The following is a 16643-nucleotide window of genomic DNA, read 5'->3' on the forward strand; positions in this document are numbered from 1 at the left end:
AGCGGTACGCGGGGGGCCGAATTGGTTGTTCCTCGTGGGGGCCGCTCGTGCGTGGTCATGGGCGTCGTGAACGTCACCAGCGATTCGTTCTCCGATGGCGGCCGCTACCTGGATCCGGGTCTGGCGGTGGCGCACGGGCTCGAGCTGTACGAGATGGGCGCGGACATCGTCGATGTCGGCGGTGAGTCGACGCGGCCGGGCGCAATCCGGATCGATCCGGAAACCGAAGCGGCGCGGGTGGTTCCGGTGATCCGGGAGCTGGCCGCGGCGGGTGTGCCGACCAGCGTGGACACCATGCGGTCCGATGTGGCCGCGGCGGCGATCGCGGCGGGCGTGACCATGGTCAACGACGTGTCCGGCGGTCGCGCCGACACGAACATGGTGAAAGTGGTCGCGGAGTCCGGGATTCCGTGGATCCTCATGCACTGGCGCGCCGAGGCGGACTACCGGCACGCCGGGCCCGCCGAGCAGTACGACGACGTGGTGTCGAAGGTGTGGGAGGAGCTCAACGCCCAGGTCGAGTTCGCGCTCGCCGGCGGCGTCGCCCCGGAACAGCTGGTGCTGGATCCGGGTCTGGGCTTCGCCAAGAACGCCGACCACAACTGGGAGTTGCTGGGCGGCTTGTTCTATCGCATGACCGAGATGATGGACGCCGGGATCCCGATCCTGATCGGGGCCTCCCGCAAGCGTTTCCTCGGCGCGCTGCTGGCCGAGGGCGAGACCCCGCGTCCGCCCGACGGCCGCGAGGTGGCCACGGCCACGATCTCCGCGCTGGCCGCCGAGCACGGCGCGTGGGGCGTGCGGGTGCACGACGTGCGGTCGTCTCTGGACGCGATTTCGGTGGTGGACGCCACCACCCGGGCCGCGCGGCGGCTGCGGGAGCGGTATCGGCGGGAAGCGGGGCAGCGGCAGTGAGCGGGGACCGGATCGAATTGCGCGGCCTGCGCGTCTTCGGCCACCACGGGGTGTTCGACTTCGAGAAGCGCGACGGCCAGGAGTTCGTCGTGGATCTCACGCTCTGGACCGACTTCTCGGTCGCCGCGAAATCCGACGACATCGCCGACACCATCCACTACGGCGAACTCGCCGAGCAGGTGGTGGCCATCGTGGCGGGCGAGCCGAAGGACCTGATCGAGACGGTGGTCTCGAACATCGCCGACGAGGTGATGGCCGATTCCCGCATCCAGGCGCTGGAAGTGGTGCTGCACAAGCCTTTCGCGCCGATTCCGCATACCTTCGAAGACGTCCGGGTAGTCACGTCCCGTCGGCGCGCAGCAGACCCTGAGGGAGCGGAGGAGTAGCGGTGACCCGCGTAGTCCTGTCCATCGGATCCAATCTCGGCGACCGGCTGGCGCATCTGCGCAGTGTCGTGGAGGCACTGGGCCCGCGCCTGGTGGCGGTCTCGTCGGTGTACTCGACGCCGCCCTGGGGCGGGGTGCCGCAGCAGGACTACCTGAATGCCGTCCTGGTGGCCGACGATCCGGCATTGGAACCCTCGGACTGGCTACGCCTGGGCCAGGAGCTGGAGCAGGCGGCGGGCCGGGTCCGGGAAGTCCGCTGGGGCGCGCGCACTCTCGACGTGGACGTGGTGTCCGCCGAGCAGCGCCGCCGCGACGGCCGGACCGTGGTGCGCAGTCTGGATCCGGTGCTGACGCTGCCGCACCCGCAGGCGCATCACCGGGCGTTCGTGCTGGTGCCGTGGCTCGAGGTGGAGCCGGACGCGGAACTGGAGGCGGCCGGGGCGCTGCGCTCGCTGCGAGAGTGGCTGTCCGCCTTGGACGGCGCCGAGGTGCTGGGCGTGCGCCGCACCGAGTTGACGTTGGGCTGGACGCCGCGGTGAAGCCGACTCGCATTCTCGATCTGTGCGCGAACGTGCTGCTGGCCGCGGTGGTGGCGTGGATCGCCACCAATGTGGCGTACTCCAGCTTCCCGCCGATCTCGGTGTTCTCGGGCGCGTCGCTGCTGCCGGTGGCGCTGCTGGAGGTGGTGCTCGCCTTCGTGATCCGGCAGCGTAAGGACAATCACGGGATCGGTCCCGGTTCGGGGCAGCTGCATCCGATCACGGCGGCCCGCGCGGTGGCGCTGGCCAAGGCGTCGGCGCAGGTGGGCTCGCTGGTGGGCGGGATCTGGCTGGGTTTCCTGGTGTGGCTGGCCATGCATTCGGATCTGCGCGCGGCGACGGCGGATACGCCGGGCACGGTGGTGGGTCTGGTCAGCGGTATCGCGCTGGTCGGGGCGGCGTTGTGGCTGGAGTATTGCTGTCGCGCGCCCATCGAGCCGCCCGACGAGGCGGCTACTTCATAGCTAACGGAATCGCGCTCTTCATCGCCAAGGTCGAGGACGTGCCCGGAAGATCACGCTACGCTGGCGGACATGGTTTCACCCTCCCGTAGCAGTGCTTCCCGTCGCCGCCGGGAGGATGCGGGAAAGTTCTTCACCGGCTTTCTGCTTCTCCTCGGACTGGTTGCCAGCGTTTTCCTGGTCTTCAGTGACAACCTCCACCTGATCCGGGTGGGCTTGGTCGCGGCGCTCTGGGCGGCCGCCATCGGCGCCCTCGCCGCCACCCGTTATCGCAGGGAGGCGGCCGTCGACAAGGCGAAAGTGGGCGACCTCCAGAAGGTCTACCAACTGCAGCTGGAACGCGAGGTTGCTGCCCGCCGCGAATACGAGCTGGGCGTGGAGACCCGGGTCCGCCACGAGGTCGGCGCGGACGCCGCGGAAATGGCCGCGCTGCGCGCCGAACTGACGGTCCTGCGCGAGAGCCTGCAGCGCCTCTTCGACGGCGACCTGCCCTCCGAGCGCCCCGCCCTGCGGGCCGATGCCGTTCGCGTCCAAGAACTTCCGGGTGGCGACACGGTGACGGCTCCGGAAGCGGCGAACGATAACTGGCCGAACGCGGACCCCTGGGACCCGTGGTCGTCGCCCGATCAGGCCGAGGACGAGGACGATCCGCGCGCCCGCATCGCCCCCAAATTCGACCCCTCCCACCCCGAGCCCCCGGCCTTCGCCACCCCCTTCGACGACCCGGTCACCGCCGAAACCTCGATCATCACCGACGCCATGCGCCAGGACTACGAGGCCGAACGTGCCGCCGACCCGGCCCCCGAGCCCCCGGCCGCCGAGCCGGAGGCCCCCGCCGCCACGGCCGAAACTCCGGAGCCCGAACCCGCCACCAACGGCCACGCCACCGGGAACGGCAACGGCGGCACCGCCACCCCGGTCCCGCGCCTGGCCCCCGAGCCCGCCGCCGCCGTCCCCGTCGGCCGAGCCACTTCCCGCCGCCGTCGCCGCGACGACAGCGCCGACCCCGAAGGCACCCAGCGCCTCTCGGTCGCCGAGATCATGGCCAACCTGAAGTCGGAGAGCAGCAACTAGAGCGGTGGTCCGATAGGGGTGTGGGGGCGTGCCCCCGCGAGTCCCGAGGGGGCCGGGGGCGTGCCCCTGAGAGTTGCGAGAGTTGCCTATCCCACACTGGGTAGCTCTGGCGAATCGGCGGCGATATTCTCGCTCTCGTAACGTCCGGTACCCGCATGGCGGGACTGGAACGACTTTCGAGAGGACGAAGTGACCTCGGACAAGGATGTCTGCGGGACCGATCCTGCGCCTGCACGGTTGACGGTGGGAATCGTCTCGGCGGGACGCGTCGGCTCAGCACTGGGTGTGGCACTGGAGCGTGCCGGCCATGTCGTTTTCGGGGTGTCCGCGATTTCGGACGCCTCGGTGCGGCGTGCCACCACGCGCCTGCCGGATTCTCGCATCCTGCCGGCCGAGGAGGTGGCGGCCCGCAGTGAACTGCTGGTTCTCGCCGTTCCGGACAGTGAGTTGCCCGGTCTGGTCGCGGGATTGGCGGCCGCGCACGCGGTGCGCTCGGGCACGATCGTGGTGCACACCTCGGGTGCGAACGGTGTCGGAGTGCTGGCGCCCTTGACCGAGCTGGGCGCGTTGCCGTTGGCGATTCACCCGGCCATGACGTTCACCGGGCACGACGAGGATGTGGCCCGGCTGGCGAACGCCTGCTTCGGCGTGACCGCCGCGGACGACATCGGCTACGCCATCGCGCAGTCGCTGGTGATCGAGATGGGCGGCGAGCCGGTGCGGGTGGCGGAGGAGAACCGCACCCTCTATCACGCGGCTCTGGCGCATGGCAGCAACCATCTGGTGACCCTGATCGTGGACGCGGTGGAGGCGCTGCGCGCGGCCCTGTCCGGTCCGGGTCTGCTGGGTCAGCAGATCGTGGACGATCAGCCGAACGGCCTGGCCGAGCGCGTGCTCGCCCCGCTGGCCTCGGCGGCTCTCGACAATGCCCTGCGGCGCGGCCCGGCCGCGTTGACCGGTCCCGTCGCCCGCGGTGACGTGGCCGCGGTGGCCGCGCACCTGGAGGCTTTCGAGGCGCTGGATCCGCGCCTGGCCGCCGGCTATCGGGCCCAGTCGCTGCGCGCGGCCGAGCGCGCCCGCACCAATCCCGCTCTCATCGATCTGTTGGAAGGACCCGGGCCGGGCGGTCAGGGCCGGAGGCGGCAGCGAAACGTAACCACGGAGGCCCCCGACCGGCCGGAGAAAGGACACTGATGGACCCCAAGCTGATCGGAACGTACAAGCGCGGCGAGCTGACCGTGCACCACGATCCGGCCGTCATGACCAAGGTCGTGAAGGCGTTGCGTTCGGTGGGCCGCCGGGTCGCGCTGGTTCCGACCATGGGCGCGCTGCACGAGGGCCATCTGGAGCTGGTGCGGCTGGCGAAGGTCACCAACACCACCGTGATCGTGTCGATCTTCGTGAATCCGCTGCAGTTCGGCGCGAACGAGGATCTCGACAAGTACCCGCGCACCCTGGACGCGGATGTGGAGCTGCTGCGCGGCGAGGGTGTGGAGCTGGTCTTCGCGCCGAGCGCGCAGGACATGTACCCGTTCGGTCCCCGCACCACCGTGCAGGCCGGTCCGTACGGCGACATCCTCGAGGGCGCTACCCGTCCGGGTCATTTCTCCGGCGTGCTGACCGTGGTGTCGAAGCTGCTCAATATCTGTCAGCCGCACGAGGCGTTCTTCGGTGAGAAGGACTACCAGCAGCTGTCCCTGATCCGCCAGATGGTGGTGGATCTCAATATGGACGTGAAGGTGGTGCCCGCGGCCACCATTCGCGAGGCCGACGGTCTGGCGCTGTCCTCGCGCAACCGCTTCCTGAACCCCGAGGAGCGCGAGCTGGCCACCACCCTGTCGGCCGCGCTGCTGGCCGGCCGGCACGCGGCGGGCCGTGGCCCGGAGGCCGTGCTGGAGACCGCGCAGTCGGTGCTGGATACGGCGCCCGATATCGAGGTCGACTACCTGACCCTGCGCGGCTCAGATTTCTCCGAGGCGTGGCCGACCGGCAATGCCCGGCTGCTGGTCGCGGCCCGGATCGGCAGCACCCGCCTGATCGACAACATGCATGTTCCCGTCGGACAGGCCCTCGACGGCCTGCCCACCGTTCCCGACCAGCCTGCCCAGGCGACCCAGTAGGAAGGCGACGACGATGTTGCGCACCATGATGACGTCGAAGATCCACCGCGCCACGGTGACTCACGCCGATCTGCACTATGTGGGTTCGGTGACCGTGGACCAGGACCTGCTCGATGCCGCCGACCTGCTCGAGGGTGAGAAGGTCAGCATTGTCGACATCACCAACGGGGCCCGCCTCGAGACCTATGTGATCGCCGGTGAGCGCGGTTCCGGCGTGATCGGAATCAACGGCGCGGCAGCGCATCTCGTGCACCCGGGCGACCTGGTGATCCTCATCGCCTACGGCATGATGGACGCGAAGGAGCTCGAGAACTACGCTCCGCACGTGGTTTTCGTCGATGAGCGCAATCGCCCGATCGAGCTGGGCACCGATCCGGCGCACGCCCCGGAGGGCTCGGACCTGATCTCGCCGCGTTCGCTCACGATGGCCTGAGCGGCGGGGCGGGCATGCTGCTCTGTATCGACGTCCGCAACACCAGCATCGAGCTGGGCCTGTTCTCCGGCAGCGGAGAGCACGCGAAGCTGGCCCGGCACTGGCGGATGCACACCAATCCGTTGTTGACCGCGGACGAGTTCGCGCTGCAGGTGCGCGGCCTGATCGGCGCGGACGCCGATCAGGTGGTGGGTGTCGCGGCGCTGTCCACGGTGCCGCCGGTGCTGCGTGAGCTACGCGAGATGCTCTCGCGCTATTGGGGTCATGTGCCGCATGTGCTCGTGGAGCCTGGTGTGCGCACGGGTATTCCATTGCTGGTGGACAATCCCAAAGAGGTCGGCGCGGACCGGATCGTGAATTGTCTTGCGGCATATCACCGTTTCCAATCTCCGGCCATCGTGGTGGACTTCGGGACCGCCATCTGTGTGGACCTGGTGTCGGCGAAGGGCGAATTCCTGGGCGGCAGTATCGCGCCGGGTGTGGAGATTTCCACCGAGGCGCTGATCTCCCGCAGTGCGCTGCGGCGCGCGGAACTTACCCGGCCGCGGTCGGTGGTGGGCAAGAACAGCATGGAGTGCCTGCAGTCGGGCGCCATCTTCGGTTTCGCGGGCCTGGTGGACGGCCTGATCGACCGGATCCGCGATATCGACGCCTTCTCCGGCGACGATGTGGCGGTGGTGGCGACGGGTGCGACGGCGCCGCTGATCGTGCCGGAGTCGGAGACCATCGAGCATCACGAGCCGAACCTGACCCTGGACGGCCTGCGGCTGGTGTACGAGCGCAATCAGGCGCGCCGTACCCGCCCCTGAACCGACCGGGTGGAATAAAAGTGACGCAGTCGTCGCCGGGGGGCCTGGTGATTCCCGGCGATCCGCTGTTAAACTCGCCCTCGTGTCTTTCCGTGTGAGCACCCAGGAGTGTTGTCGAGGCTGATTCGCCTCGACGGTCGTCGAGGCTTCGTATAGCCCCCGGCCACTTTCACACTTCTTGGAGATGCGCTCATGCGTTCCTCTGTTCTTTCCTTACCTGTCGATTCGCGTGCCGCCGCCACGTCGGGCCTGCTGCCCGAGGTGACCGAGCGCGCCACCGCCTCCGCCCTGCCCACCCGGCTGCGTCCGGCCGACCTGCTGCGCCTGACCGATGAGGGCGCCCAGGACGTGCTGGAGGGCCGCTACGATCACCTGCTGCCCGACGGCGGTCTGTGGCCCACCGAGAACCGCTGGGCCGCAAGGCTTGTCGCGGACGACGAGGTCGATGTCTGGCTGATCAGCTGGGTGGAGGGCAAGTACACCGAACTGCACGACCACGCGGGCTCGCTGGGCGCGCTGACCGTGCTGTCCGGCGCGCTCTCGGAATACCGCTGGAACGGCCGGGACCTGCGCCGCCGCACTCTCACCGCCGGCGACCAGGCCTCCTTCCCGCTCGGCTGGGTGCACGACGTGGTGCGGGCCCCCGCTGAATCCATTGATGGAGCATCCGAGGCGGGCATCACCGGTCCACTGAATCCGACCCTGAGCGTGCACGCCTATTCGCCGCCGCTGACGGCCATGTCCTATTACGAGGTCACCGGCCACGGCACCCTGCGGCGCACCCGTACCGTCCTCACCGACCAGCCCGAAGGCGAACTCGAATGACCCACTTGACGATCGACGGCATGCTCGCCCAGGCGCGCCAGCAGCTGCGTCGCCTGCTCCCGATCGAATTGCCGCAGGCCATCGCCCGCGGCGCGATTCTGGTGGATATTCGCCCGCAGGCGCAGCGCCTGCGCGAGGGCACCCTGCCGGGCGCGCTGGTCATCGAGCGGAATGTCCTGGAATGGCGTTTGGATCCGTCCAGTTCCGCGCGTTTGGCAATGGCCGAGCACCACGACGTGGAATGGATCGTCGTTTGCTCGGAGGGCTACACCTCCAGCCTGGCCGCCGCCTCCCTGCAGCAGCTCGGCCTGCGCCGCGCCACCGACCTGGAGGGCGGATATCAGGCGCTCAAGGCCGCCGGCCTGCTGACCGTCGCCGCCTCGGCGCCCCACTTCGAACGCGAGGTCGCCACCCTGGCGTGGCTGTAGCTTTCGACGGAGGCGGGGGAGTGAAAAAGGTTTCCGCCGCAGGATAGGCTGGGTACCCGTGAGCACCCCTCCCTCTTCTTCTTCTGCAAGCACCACCGTTTCCGCTGGGCAAAAGCGTGCCGTGGCGCCCGCGGTGGAGCATGACGTCCCCGAGCAGATGCGGATTCGCCAGGAGAAGCGGGAACGGTTGCTGGGGGAGGGTCGCGAGGCTTATCCGGTGGTGGTGGACCGCACCCACACGCTCGCCGAAATTCGGGCGGCGCACCCGGAGCTGGCGCCCGATACCCAGACCGGTCAGACGGTCGGGATCGCGGGTCGCGTCATTTTCGTCCGCAATACCGGCAAGTTGTGTTTCGCCACCCTGCAGGAGGGCGACGGCACCAAGCTGCAGGCGATGATCAGCCTGAACGGGGTCGGCGCGGAGTCGCTGGCGGCCTGGAAGGCCGATGTCGACCTGGGTGACTTCGTATTCGTGCACGGTGAGGTGATCGCCTCGCGCAGTGGCGAATTGAGCGTCATGGCCGACTCCTGGGAGATGGCGGCGAAGTCGCTGCGCCCGCTGCCGGTGGCGCACAAGGAGATGAACGAGGAGTCCCGGGTCCGGCAGCGCTATGTCGACCTGATCGTGCGCCCGGAGGCGCGTGAGATGGCCCGCACCCGCGTCGCCGCGGTGCGCGCGCTGCGAAACGCGTTGGAGCGCAGGGGATTCCTCGAGGTCGAGACCCCGATGCTGCAGACCATCCACGGCGGCGCGGCGGCCCGTCCGTTCGCCACCCACTCCAACGCGCTCGACATGGAGCTGTTTCTGCGCATCGCGCCGGAGCTGTTCCTGAAGCGTTGCGTGGTGGGCGGCATCGAGAAGGTCTTCGAGATCAACCGGAACTTCCGCAACGAGGGCGCGGACTCCACCCATTCGCCCGAGTTCGCAATGCTGGAAACCTACGAGGCGTACGGCACCTACGACGATTCCGCCGTGATGATGCGCGAATTGATCCAGGAAGTCGCGCAGGAGGTCTACGGCACGCAGGTGGTGACGCTGGCCGACGGCACCGAATACGATCTGTCCGGCGAGTGGGCGACCGTCGAGATGTACCCGTCGCTGTCCGAGCAGATCGGTACCGAGGTCACCCCGGAAACTTCCGTGGAGGAATTGCTGGCGCTCGCGGATCGGGTCGGTCTGGAAATTCCGCAGGGTAAGGGCTACGGTCACGGCAAACTGGTCGAGGAACTGTGGGAGCACGTCTACGGCGACAAGCTCTACGCCCCGACTTTCGTGCGCGACTTCCCGGTGGAGACTTCGCCGCTGACCCGTCAGCATCGGAGCAAGCCCGGGGTTACCGAGAAGTGGGACCTGTACGTGCGCGGCTTCGAACTGGCCACCGGCTATTCGGAACTGGTGGATCCGGTGATCCAGCGGGAACGTTTCATGGATCAGGCGCGTTTGGCGGCGGCCGGTGACGACGAGGCCATGCGCCTGGACGAGGACTTCCTCGCTGCGATGGAGCACGGTATGCCCCCCACTACCGGAACCGGTATGGGTATCGATCGTTTGCTGATGGCCCTGACTGGCCACGGAATCCGGGAAACGATACTCTTTCCAATTGTGCGGCCGGCCGCCCGTTAGTTCTCCGGATTGCATTTCCGGGCCCTGTTCTGGGACTATCGGAATTAGCGGTATTCTGGCGTCGGGTAATCGGCCTGACTATGTGGGTCGCACGATTTCGAGAGGACGTTCATCTCATGGCAAAGAAGGTCACCGTTAGCTTGATCGACGATGTCGACGGTGAGTCCATCGCGGACGAGACCATCGAGTTCGCTATCGATGGCGTCTCGTACGAGATCGACTTGTCGACGGCGAATGCGGCCAAGCTTCGGGAGGGTCTGGAGACTTGGGTTTCGGCCGCTCGGCGTACGAGCGGACGGCGTCGCACCAAGGTGGCCGGCGCTCCGGCCGCGGGACCGAAGAACCGGGTCTCGATCGACCGTGAACAAAGCGCGGCCATTCGTGAATGGGCTCGCCGGAATGGACACAAGGTGTCCGCCCGTGGTCGTATCTCCGCTGACATCACCGAGGCTTACAACAAGGCCGCCGCTAAGAACTAGTGTCCGCTAGTCGCCGATTCGACTGCCGTCCGGGTGTTCGTGCGACCCGGGCGGCAGTGGTTTATTCATACGCTTTGCGTATAACCAGAGGATCAACTGCGATCTTGCTACTGCCCGGGGTGGCCAGGCACCATTGAAACGTGCAGACGACGTCACTGGCTGGGTGTAGAGAAGAGGTATCGGCACAGTGACCGCTTTCCACGGTTCCTTCCTCCGGGTCAAGGACCAAGAGGGACGCCAGCACGAGTTGATGCTGTCCTCCGACCAGCCCCGGATCACCATCGGCCGCTCCCCGCAGGCCGATCTGTCGCTGTTCTGGGACGCCGAGGTGTCGCGCCTGCACGCGACCGCGGAGTACCTGGGCGCGCACTGGACCATCGTGGACGACGGCCTGTCCCGCAACGGCACCTTCGTAAACGGTGACCGCCTGGTCGGGCGGCATCGATTGCAGCCGGGGGATGTCATCCGGATGGGCACCTCGCGGGTCACCTTCCACGACTTCAGCGGTGCCGCAGGCGATGTCACGCAGACCTCGACCGGCGGGCTGCCCACGCTCCGCTCGCTCACCGAGACCCAGCGGTCGGTGCTGATCGCGCTCTGCCGCCCCCTGCGCGGCAACGACGGCTTCGCCTCGCCCGCCTCGAACCAGCAGATCGCGGCCGAACTCTTCCTCAGCGTCGACGCCATCAAGACCCATCTGCGCGCCCTGTTCGCCAAGTTCGGTGTCGAGGATCTGCCGCAGAACCAGAAGCGCGTCCGCCTCGCCAACCTGGCCATGCAGTCGGGCGTCATCTCGGAGCGCGATCTCTGACCCTGGACCCGCGCGCATGGGGGTGAGCTTCTGAGCCATGGGTTTCCGGCGTCGCGGACTGTTGACTGGATGTAGTTGATCGCCCGGGAGTTCGGGTGGCGGATCCAGTCAGGAGAGATCGATGTTCGCACTTCGCACGGCCGCGCTGGTGGCGGCGACGCTGACCACCGGCCTCACCGCCGGTATCTTCTTCGCCTACGCGACCTCGGTGATGACGGCTCTGGGTCAGTCCGACGACCGCACCTTCGTCGACGTCATGCAGAAGATCAACGTGGTCATCATCAACCCGCCGTTCATGCTCGCCTTCATGGGTTCGGTCGGGTTCACCGTGCTGGCCGCGGCCCTGCACCTGGGCAAGGACACCCGCACCACGCTGATCTGGGTCGGCGTCGCGCTGGCGCTCAATGTGATCGCCTTCGCGGTGACCTCCGGCCTGAACGTGCCGCTCAACAACCAGCTGGCCAATGCCGGTGATGTCGATCGGATCCCGGATCTGGCGGCGGTGCGGTCGCAGTTCGAAAGCTCCTGGGTGGCTTGGAACGTCGTGCGCGCGGTGATCCACACCCTGGCCTTCCTGGTGCTGACGGGTGCCCTGTTCGTGGCGGGCATGCAGCACGCCAAGGCGGATCAGAAGTCGGTGTCGGCTCCGGCCGTGGCTCCGATGTATCCGCAGTACGCCCCGCAGCCCGGATTCCCCTCCGCCCGGCAGTAATTCGGCACGCTTTTCCGGCGGTGGCCGGGACCCGATGTGCGGCAACACAAGCCGCCTGTGGGTCCCGGCCATCGCCGTTTTCCTGTAGTGAAACCGGTTTCAGAACTTACTCGTCAGTAATCCATCCTCCGTGCTTGTTTCCTGGCTAGGTTGTCAGAACGCGTTCTAATTTGGGAGGGAACATGCAGAGGATGCCCATGCGTGGAACGCCAGGATCACTGCTGATCATGGCGGTGCTGGCGATATTAGGTATCACCGCGAGCGGTACGGCTCGCGCGGAATATCCGGTCACATTCAGCTTCTTCGCGGGTATCCCGAACGAGCTGCTCAATCCGGGCGGCTCGCTCCCCGGCGCCAATGACTGGTCCTGCAAGCCCACGGCCGCGCACCCCGATCCGGTGGTGCTGATCCACGGCACCGCGGGCGGCGCGCAGACCAACTGGGGCGCCTACGCCCCGCTGCTCGCCAACGAGGGCTACTGCGTGTACGCCCTGACCTACGGCGCCCTCGACGTCCCGTGGCCGTTGAACGCGCTGGGCGGGATGAAGCCGATCCCCGAAAGTGCCGCTCAGCTGGCCGCATTCGTGAACCGGGTGCTGTCGGCGACCGGTGCCGCCCAGGTCGACTTCGTTGCCCACTCGCAGGGCAACACCGTCGGCAACTACTTCATCAAGCGGCTCGGCGGCGCCGGCAAGGTCAACCACTTCGCCGCGATCGCGCCCCCGTGGCTGGGCATCTTCGGCGATCAGATGAACGTGATCCGGGCCTTCGGCGAGCAGCTCGGCGCGACCGCCGACCAGATCGACAACCTGGCCACCATGGGCGTCATCTGCCAGGCCTGCCCGGAGATGCTCGGCAACTCCTCCTTCATGAACGCCCTGAACGCCGACGGCGTGTTCGATCCGTCGGTCACCTACACCAACCTGGCCTCCAATTTCGACGAGGCGGTGTGGCCGTCGATCGCCCTGGTCCCGGGCGCGAACGTCACCAACGACCTGATGCAGGAGGGCTGCGCACTCGACTTCTCCGATCACATGGCCATCGCGGGCAGCCGCCGCGCGGCCATGATGACGCTCAACGCCCTGGATCCGGCGCATCCCCGTCCGGTCCCGTGCGAGTTCGTCCCGCCCTTCACGGGCGCCTGACCGGCCGGTTCACCTGGGGATTCGGGGCATCGGGAGGGACGATGACAAGGGTGCGGGGAACATCGGGTTCGCTGTTGATCCTGGCGGTACTCGCGATGCTGGGGATCGCCGCGAGCGGTGCCGCTCGCGCCGAGTACCCGGTCAGCTTCAACTTCTTCGCGGGTATTCCGTACGAGCTCGCCGATCCCGGTGGTTCGCTGCCGGGCTCGAACGACTGGAACTGCACGCCGTCCGCGGAGCATCCGGATCCGGTGGTGCTGGTGCACGGCACCGCCGGTGGGGCGCAGACCAACTGGGGCGCCTACGCGCCGCTGCTGGCCAATGAGGGCTACTGCGTCTTCGCCCTCACCTACGGCGCGCTGGATGTGCCGTGGCCGTTGTCGGCCATGGGCGGCTTCCGGACCATCGAGGACAGTTCCGCGCAGCTGGCCGCCTTCGTGGCCCGGGTGCGGGTCGCGACGGGTGCCCTGAAGGTGGATCTGATCGCCCATTCGCAGGGCAATATCGTCGGCCAGTACTTCATCAAGCGGCTCGGCGGTTCGGGTCAGGTGGACAAGTTCGTGGCCATCGCCGCGCCGTGGCTCGGCACCTACGGCGACAACATGGCCATGGTCCGGGCCTTCGCCGCGCGGCTGGGGATCGACGCCGCGACCGTGGACGCGGCGGTCAGCATGGGCGTGTGCCCGGCCTGCTCGGAGATGCTGGGCGGGGATCCGTTCATGACGGCCCTGAACGCCGACGGCGTCTACGACCCGACCGTGGCCTACACCAACCTGGACACCCGCTACGACGAGCTGATCGTGCCGTACACGATCGGTCTGGTGCCCGGTCCGAACGTCGCGAACTTCTTCATGCAGGACGGTTGCCCGATCGACTACTCCGACCACCTCGCGATCGCGGGGAGTCGCCGCGGGGCGATGATCGCGCTCAACGCTCTCGATCCGGAGCATCCGCGGCCGGTCCCGTGTGAGTTCGTCCCGCCGCTCACCGGATAGCCGACGCGTTCGATTTCCCGGACTGACCGGCTTGTTCGCTGTGGGCGTAGCGAGTTCGGAAACGAGCCGCGCAACTGCCCCGTTATGACTGAATGAGTCGTACTGTCGCCGGTTCGCAATAGGGTGGACGGACGACGTGCGTGACCCCCGGCAACTAGAGTGGAGTCGGGGGATGCAACCCCAGGGCTTCATGGCAGGCTGGCGACCAGAAGGGCAGCACAGGGTCTGAAGCGCCGGATGCCAGTGATGGCGGAGCAGGAGAGTGAGGGAGCGATGTTCGAGAGGTTCACCGACCGCGCGCGGCGGGTCGTTGTCCTGGCCCAAGAAGAGGCCCGGATGCTCAACCACAACTACATCGGCACCGAGCACATCCTGCTGGGCCTGATCCACGAGGGCGAGGGCGTCGCGGCGAAGTCGCTGGAGTCCCTTGGTATCTCGCTGGAGGGTGTGCGTTCGCAGGTCGAGGAGATCATCGGGCAGGGCCAGCAGGCGCCGTCCGGTCACATCCCCTTCACCCCGCGTGCCAAGAAGGTGCTCGAGCTGTCGTTGCGTGAGGCGCTGCAGCTCGGCCACAACTACATCGGCACCGAGCACATCCTGCTCGGCCTGATCCGCGAGGGTGAGGGCGTCGCGGCGCAGGTGCTGGTGAAGCTGGGCGCGGATCTCAACCGCGTCCGTCAGCAGGTCATCCAGCTGCTGTCCGGGTACCAGGGCAAGGAGCCGGTCGAGGGTTCCGGTTCGCGCGGCGAGCAGGGCACCCCGTCCACCTCGCTGGTGCTGGACCAGTTCGGCCGCAACCTGACCCAGGCCGCCCTCGAGGGCAAGCTAGACCCGGTCATCGGCCGCTCGAAGGAAATCGAGCGTGTCATGCAGGTGCTGAGCCGCCGTACCAAGAACAACCCGGTCCTGATCGGCGAGCCCGGCGTCGGTAAGACCGCCGTCGTGGAGGGTCTCGCCCAGGCCATCGTCAACGGCGAGGTGCCGGAGACGCTGAAGGACAAGCAGCTGTACACCCTCGACCTGGGTTCCCTGGTCGCGGGCAGCCGCTACCGCGGTGATTTCGAGGAGCGCCTGAAGAAGGTGCTCAAGGAGATCAACACCCGCGGCGACATCATCCTGTTCATCGACGAGCTGCACACCCTGGTGGGTGCGGGCGCGGCCGAGGGCGCGATCGACGCGGCCTCGATCCTGAAGCCCAAGCTGGCTCGCGGTGAGCTGCAGACCATCGGTGCCACCACCCTCGACGAGTACCGCAAGTACATCGAGAAGGACGCCGCCCTGGAGCGCCGGTTCCAGCCGGTCCAGGTGGGCGAGCCGACGGTCGAGCACACCATCAACATCCTCAAGGGTCTGCGCGACCGCTACGAGGCGCACCACCGGGTCTCCATCACCGATGGCGCTCTCGTCGCCGCGGCCACGCTGGCCGACCGCTACATCAACGACCGCTTCCTGCCGGACAAGGCGATCGACCTCATCGACGAGGCGGGCGCGCGCATGCGCATCCGCCGGATGACCGCGCCGCCGGACCTGCGCGAGTTCGACGACAAGATCGCCGAGGCGCGCCGGGAGAAGGAGTCCGCGATCGACGCGCAGGACTTCGAGAAGGCCGCGCGTCTGCGCGATAAGGAGAAGCAGCTCGTCGCCAAGCGGGCCGAGCGCGAAAAGCAGTGGCGCTCCGGTGATCTGGACGTCGTGGCCGAGGTCGACGACGAGCAGATCGCCGAAGTCCTGGCGAACTGGACCGGTATCCCGGTGTTCAAGCTCACCGAGGAGGAGACCACCCGTCTGCTCCGCATGGAGGACGAGCTGCACAAGCGGATCATCGGCCAGGAGGACGCGGTCAAGGCCGTGTCCAAGGCCATCCGCCGCACCCGCGCCGGTCTGAAGGACCCGAAGCGTCCGTCGGGCTCGTTCATCTTCGCCGGTCCGTCCGGTGTCGGTAAGACCGAGCTGTCGAAGGCGCTGGCGAACTTCCTGTTCGGCGAGGACGACGCGCTCATCCAGATCGACATGGGCGAGTTCCACGACCGCTTCACCGCCTCGCGTCTGTTCGGTGCCCCTCCGGGCTACGTCGGCTACGAGGAGGGCGGCCAGCTCACCGAGAAGGTGCGGCGCAAGCCGTTCTCGGTGGTGCTGTTCGACGAGATCGAGAAGGCGCACCAGGAGATCTACAACACCCTGTTGCAGGTCCTGGAGGACGGTCGCCTGACCGACGGTCAGGGTCGTACGGTCGACTTCAAGAACACCGTGCTGATCTTCACCTCGAACCTCGGCACCTCGGACATCTCCAAGGCCGTGGGCCTGGGCTTCGCCCAGTCCAACGCCGAGGGCTCGAACTACGAGCGGATGAAGCTGAAGGTCAACGACGAGCTGAAGAAGCACTTCCGCCCGGAGTTCCTGAACCGTATCGACGACGTGATCGTGTTCCACCAGCTGACTCAGGACCAGATCATCCAGATGGTCGACCTGATGATCGGCCGCGTCGCCAACCAGCTGCGGAACAAGGACATGGAGATCGAGCTGTCCGAGAAGGCCAAGAGCCTGCTCGCCAAGCGCGGTTTCGACCCGGTCCTGGGCGCCCGCCCGCTGCGTCGCACCATTCAGCGCGAGATCGAGGACCAGCTGTCGGAGAAGATCCTCTTCGGCGAACTGGGCGCCGGTCAGGTCGTGGTGGTCGACGTCGAGGGCTGGGACGGCGAAGGCCAGGGCGAGAACGCGAAGTTCACCTTCGCCGCCAAGGCCAAGCTGACCAAGAAGGCCGACTCGGCCGCCGAGGACAAGCCGGTCGCCGCCCTCGCGGGTGAGGCCCCGGCCGCCGCCTCCGGCGAGTAGCCGGTAAGGCTCAGCGAGACAACGGAAGCCCCGCTCCTCCTCCGGGAGGGCGGGG

General features: G+C 67.5%; 18 protein-coding genes. All 18 read left to right on the forward strand.

Annotation, left to right across the window (positions count from 1 at the left end; all coding sequences use genetic code 11):
• Positions 1-57: 57 nt before the first annotated feature.
• The 18 genes from folP to ABZ412_RS03450 all read left to right on the forward strand — a co-directional run bounded on the left by folP (position 58) and on the right by ABZ412_RS03450 (position 16588).
• Positions 58-915: a dihydropteroate synthase gene (gene folP, locus ABZ412_RS03365; protein ID WP_357275958.1), complete on the forward strand. Its 858-nt coding sequence runs from the start codon at positions 58-60 to the stop codon at positions 913-915.
• Positions 912-1301, forward strand: a complete 390-nt coding sequence (gene folB / locus ABZ412_RS03370; RefSeq protein ID WP_357275690.1) for a dihydroneopterin aldolase — start codon at positions 912-914, stop codon at positions 1299-1301. The genes folP and folB overlap by 4 nt, the downstream gene beginning before the upstream one ends.
• A gap of 2 nt (positions 1302-1303) precedes the next feature.
• Positions 1304-1840: a 2-amino-4-hydroxy-6-hydroxymethyldihydropteridine diphosphokinase gene (gene folK, locus ABZ412_RS03375; protein WP_357275692.1), complete on the forward strand. Its 537-nt coding sequence runs from the start codon at positions 1304-1306 to the stop codon at positions 1838-1840.
• Positions 1837-2304 (forward strand): DUF3180 domain-containing protein, encoded by a 468-nt coding sequence (locus tag ABZ412_RS03380; protein ID WP_357275695.1) that lies wholly within the window; start codon positions 1837-1839, stop codon positions 2302-2304. The genes folK and ABZ412_RS03380 overlap by 4 nt, the downstream gene beginning before the upstream one ends.
• A 69-nt stretch (positions 2305-2373) precedes the next feature.
• A complete protein-coding gene (locus ABZ412_RS03385) occupies positions 2374-3375 on the forward strand; it encodes a DUF6779 domain-containing protein (protein ID WP_357275697.1) in 1002 nt (333 codons plus the stop codon).
• A gap of 189 nt (positions 3376-3564) precedes the next feature.
• Positions 3565-4569, forward strand: a complete 1005-nt coding sequence (locus tag ABZ412_RS03390; protein ID WP_357275699.1) for a DUF2520 domain-containing protein — start codon at positions 3565-3567, stop codon at positions 4567-4569.
• Complete coding sequence (gene panC, locus ABZ412_RS03395) at positions 4569-5495, forward strand: pantoate--beta-alanine ligase (protein WP_357275702.1); 927 nt, start codon at positions 4569-4571, stop codon at positions 5493-5495. Before ABZ412_RS03390 ends, panC begins: the two co-directional genes overlap by 1 nt.
• Before the next feature lie 13 nt (positions 5496-5508).
• The gene (gene panD, locus ABZ412_RS03400; protein ID WP_357087483.1) at positions 5509-5928 is read left to right on the forward strand and encodes an aspartate 1-decarboxylase; all 420 of its coding nucleotides are present in this window, start codon (positions 5509-5511) and stop codon (positions 5926-5928) included.
• A gap of 14 nt (positions 5929-5942) precedes the next feature.
• Positions 5943-6737 carry a type III pantothenate kinase gene (locus ABZ412_RS03405; protein WP_357087480.1) on the forward strand — a complete coding sequence of 265 codons (795 nt, stop codon included), beginning with the start codon at positions 5943-5945 and terminating at the stop codon, positions 6735-6737.
• Positions 6738-6929: 192 nt separating this feature from the next.
• Complete coding sequence (locus ABZ412_RS03410; RefSeq protein ID WP_357275704.1) at positions 6930-7562, forward strand: cysteine dioxygenase; 633 nt, start codon at positions 6930-6932, stop codon at positions 7560-7562.
• A complete protein-coding gene (locus ABZ412_RS03415; protein WP_357275706.1) occupies positions 7559-7990 on the forward strand; it encodes a rhodanese-like domain-containing protein in 432 nt (143 codons plus the stop codon). Before ABZ412_RS03410 ends, ABZ412_RS03415 begins: the two co-directional genes overlap by 4 nt.
• A gap of 157 nt (positions 7991-8147) precedes the next feature.
• Entirely contained in the window at positions 8148-9614 is a 1467-nt protein-coding gene (lysS, locus tag ABZ412_RS03420; protein WP_357275961.1) for a lysine--tRNA ligase, read from the forward strand.
• Positions 9615-9730: 116 nt separating this feature from the next.
• Positions 9731-10093, forward strand: coding sequence for an Lsr2 family protein (locus ABZ412_RS03425; RefSeq protein ID WP_357087475.1), 363 nt, complete (start codon positions 9731-9733; stop codon positions 10091-10093).
• A gap of 250 nt (positions 10094-10343) precedes the next feature.
• Complete coding sequence (locus ABZ412_RS03430) at positions 10344-10904, forward strand: FHA domain-containing protein (protein WP_357088707.1); 561 nt, start codon at positions 10344-10346, stop codon at positions 10902-10904.
• A 121-nt stretch (positions 10905-11025) separates the two neighbouring features.
• The gene (locus ABZ412_RS03435) at positions 11026-11616 is read left to right on the forward strand and encodes an anthrone oxygenase family protein (RefSeq protein WP_357275708.1); all 591 of its coding nucleotides are present in this window, start codon (positions 11026-11028) and stop codon (positions 11614-11616) included.
• 191 nt (positions 11617-11807) lie between these two features.
• The gene (locus ABZ412_RS03440; RefSeq protein ID WP_357275710.1) at positions 11808-12761 is read left to right on the forward strand and encodes a lipase; all 954 of its coding nucleotides are present in this window, start codon (positions 11808-11810) and stop codon (positions 12759-12761) included.
• Between the two features lie 41 nt (positions 12762-12802).
• Positions 12803-13756, forward strand: a complete 954-nt coding sequence (locus ABZ412_RS03445; RefSeq protein ID WP_357275712.1) for a lipase — start codon at positions 12803-12805, stop codon at positions 13754-13756.
• Between the two features lie 273 nt (positions 13757-14029).
• The gene (locus tag ABZ412_RS03450; protein ID WP_357275715.1) at positions 14030-16588 is read left to right on the forward strand and encodes an ATP-dependent Clp protease ATP-binding subunit; all 2559 of its coding nucleotides are present in this window, start codon (positions 14030-14032) and stop codon (positions 16586-16588) included.
• Positions 16589-16643 lie beyond the last annotated feature (55 nt).

It is taken from the genome of Nocardia sp. NPDC005746 (assembly GCF_040630785.1).
In the GTDB taxonomy this organism is placed as follows: domain Bacteria; phylum Actinomycetota; class Actinomycetes; order Mycobacteriales; family Mycobacteriaceae; genus Nocardia.